Origin of the sequence: Haloferula sp. (assembly GCF_049672945.1) — a bacterium.
Classification (GTDB): Bacteria; Verrucomicrobiota; Verrucomicrobiia; order Verrucomicrobiales; family Akkermansiaceae; genus Haloferula.
The window spans coordinates 1-3,077 of sequence record NZ_JBATWY010000222.1 but is presented as its reverse complement, the minus strand read 5'-3'; the positions used below and the strand labels follow the sequence as shown (position 1 = coordinate 3,077).

The following is a 3,077-nucleotide window of genomic DNA, read 5'->3' as shown; positions in this document are numbered from 1 at the left end:
ACATTCCGGGGCCTGGTTCTGGTGGCTGGGGCAAGGGCGGTGACCAGTCGCAACCCGTCCAGCTCTACGACCTGGCCAATGACAGTGGCGAAACAAGGAACGTTGCTGCGGAACAACCTGAACGTGTTACTCAGTTACAGGCATTACTTGAAGAGCTTATCGTCCAAGGACGGAGCACGCCGGGGCGGGAGCAGAAGAACGACGTCAAGGTCCGCCGATATTTGCCAAAGCCCACGAAAGGGATACGGAGATGACACACAGACTACTCATTCGCGTCAACCTAATCGTAATTCACTGCAAATAAGTTAATCACACAAAAACAAATTGATCTTTCTCTTGGCTAGATAAGCCAGGCGCCAAGCTCGGTATGCTTAATACTCCACTCACCGCCCGCTCTCTTTTAAGTGTTTTCCGCCTGAATGAAAATTGCCAGAAAGACTAAATTTGTAACCCGAAATTCTCAGAAATTCAGACCGGAAAACTTTCTCCTGAGCCTCCTCAAATCGGTGCGCTCGGGGAAGACCTGTTTCAATCAACTGGCCATGGATCTCAACGCCTCCCGAACGCCAACGCCGAACTCTTTCCCACAGAGTCTATCAGTGTCGCTACTTTAGGAGAGCTTTACCGCTCGCGCTTGATGGAACTGAAGCACATGGCTATTTTTGCCAAGCAAGTCACTCTCGCAATCCTTTCACCGGAGAAGATTATGGACTGGATCGCCAATGATATATCAATGCCCGAGAACTCAAAAGGAGTCCCACCAGTGATCATAAGCTCGTCAAAAATGGATTTGGTGATCACAGATTAGGTTTTTTGCTGAAATAATTTGGGCTTCCTGAAAAAGTCATCAGGTCCCGGTGCACATCGAGCGGGCAGCCCTGGAGACGAAACGAAGTTCCTGAGAGTTTCCCAGCCAAGCAGCTCTTGCTATATTTGCGAAGGCGCCTTGGGCTCCGATGAGCTTGCGACAGACTCCCGAAATCCAGTTCAGCAGGCACAAAAGAAGGGCTCGTAGCCGGGTATCAAGGTTGAGCACGATCAGCCCGATATTCACCACGCTCACACTCGTGTGGATCAACTTCGCCATTACCCGAGCCAGTGTCCCGCCGCGTTTGGCGTTGCCGAATTTGCCTTCCACGGGGATCCGGTCGATCTCATCCTGACGGGCTTGGGCTTTGATCGCCGCCAGCTCGGCCTCGTTCTCCACGGTCTCCTTGCGCGGCCTGCCCGTCGGTGGCCCGGAAAGACGTATTCCTCGCTGCTTGCACCAAGCTCGATTGGCGCGCGTCCGGTAGATCTGGTCGGCGTGGACGCTTTCGGGATAGTGCCCGTGAAGCTTCCGGTAGGATTCCACCTGTCCGACGAGGTCGGTGCACTCGTTGTAGGCGTCCCAACTCAAGCGGTGAAGGGTGGCGTAGCCGCCCGATACACCGATCAATATTTTCGCTCCGAAATCCACTTTCGCCCCGGCCTTGCCCCTTACGATCGGACGTATCCATGGTTGGCTGAGGCTTACGATCCGATTGTCGACCCTGTGCTTTTTCTCACGCCACATCTCTTCCTGCTGACGGTAAATCTCGTGGGCGACGAGCAGACAACGGTAGTCATAGTATTTCAGATCGCCAAGATCGGCTCCGCTCTCCAGAAGTGTGTCGATGTGACCGAGATCACGGCGCACGTAGCGCAGTTGCTTGCCGATGGCTTTGCGCACCTTCTTCACGCCGGGCCGCTTCTGCTTGATGATGGCGAGGAAATCCCTGCGTGCCTTGCGCCGGTAGGTGCGAGGCTTCTTGTGTTTGCCAATGAGCGGATGATGAAGGAGGTCGATGATGTGTTCGAGCTTCTCTCGGGTCGCGTTGAGCAGCTTGAGGTCGGTCGGATAGGTGATGTCGGCGGGGGTCACCGTCGCATCGATGAGTAATTTACCACTCTTCATCGTCTCTTTGCTTTCCTCGCCCTCGCCCTCGCCCTCGCCCTCGCCCTCGCCCTCGCCCTCGCCCTCGCCCTCGCCCTCGCCCTCGCCCTCGTTCTCGTTCTCGTTCTCGTTCTCGTTCTCGTTCTCGTTCTGAAACCCATTCTCGGCATTCGCCTTCACCTCGGGTTCGCCTGCTTCACGGATGATGGCCGTGTTGATTTCATCGTAGTCCTCCTGACTGAAGCGACTGCGGAAGTGCACCATCATCGAGGGATCGAACGGGGCCTCCTTGAGTAGTTCGTGGTAGCCGAGGAAGAATTGCAGGTACGGATTCTCGCGAATCTGTTCGACGGTCTCCTCGTCGGTGACTCCGAGACGCTCTTTGATGATCATTGCCCCGATGGCGACACGTCCGGATAACGGCGGTGCGCCCATGCCGCTTTTGGCGAGGCTGCGCGAGTAACGTTCTTCAACAAGATTCCACGGAACGAGGCTCGCGAGCTTGACCCAGCGGTTCTGAGAGGAAAGTTTCCCGCCGAAAGGCAGGTAGAAATCAATGAACTCGGGTTGGCTACAGCAGGTCATCGGACAGGGAAGTGCACGCTTTTCGCACCAATACTACAGAAACCCGTGCACCCCGCTTTCAACTTTCCCGCATCCCGAACTGCCAAAACCAGAGCTTCCACTTATTCAGGAGGCTCTTGTTAGAGGCATTCGCCCCGCCGCTCCCAAAAGCATCCAGGCTGCGTGTATTGGATTTTTGTTCAAGACCAGAACGAATGCAGCCACATAGAACACCGCTAATACCGGCCCACCAAAGCTAACCACCCCCGTGCACAGGCAAATTAACCCGTAGTCCACTTTTTCCGAGCCACTGACTAACATCCATGCTCCGATAAAATTGGTAACCAACCCGACGATACCGGCCAGAACCAAAGCCCGCTTAAGGAATTGCCTGTTGTTCTCCACATCGCGGAAGATCCGCTTCCTCCCGGCCAGCATCCCGATGAGAAACATGGCAAAGAAAGACGGCCAGAAGGCAAACGCCGCAAGGACAACAACGATGAGGTTCCCAAGCCGATACAAGACGACATCAAAGTAAGTCCCCACAACATATACATCGGTCAGTTCTTCCGTTGCGGTGCCGTCAGCACCCATGGCC

At 55.0% G+C, this 3,077-nt stretch carries 2 protein-coding genes and 1 pseudogene; 1 reads left to right on the top strand and 2 read right to left on the bottom strand.

Annotation, left to right across the window (positions count from 1 at the left end):
• Positions 1 to 254, top strand: a pseudogene (locus tag WBG04_RS19380) (hypothetical protein); the annotation flags it as partial.
• Positions 255 to 847: 593 nt separating this feature from the next.
• Here WBG04_RS19380 and WBG04_RS19375 read toward each other — a convergent pair.
• Both WBG04_RS19375 and WBG04_RS19370 read right to left on the bottom strand, forming a co-directional pair.
• The gene (locus WBG04_RS19375) at positions 848 to 2,500 is read right to left on the bottom strand and encodes an IS5 family transposase (protein WP_424316367.1); all 1,653 of its coding nucleotides are present in this window, start codon (positions 2,498 to 2,500) and stop codon (positions 848 to 850) included.
• Positions 2,501 to 2,605: 105 nt separating this feature from the next.
• Positions 2,606 to 3,077, bottom strand: a 472-nt coding sequence (locus tag WBG04_RS19370) for a DUF418 domain-containing protein (RefSeq protein ID WP_424316366.1), incomplete at its 5' end; no start/stop codon positions are given.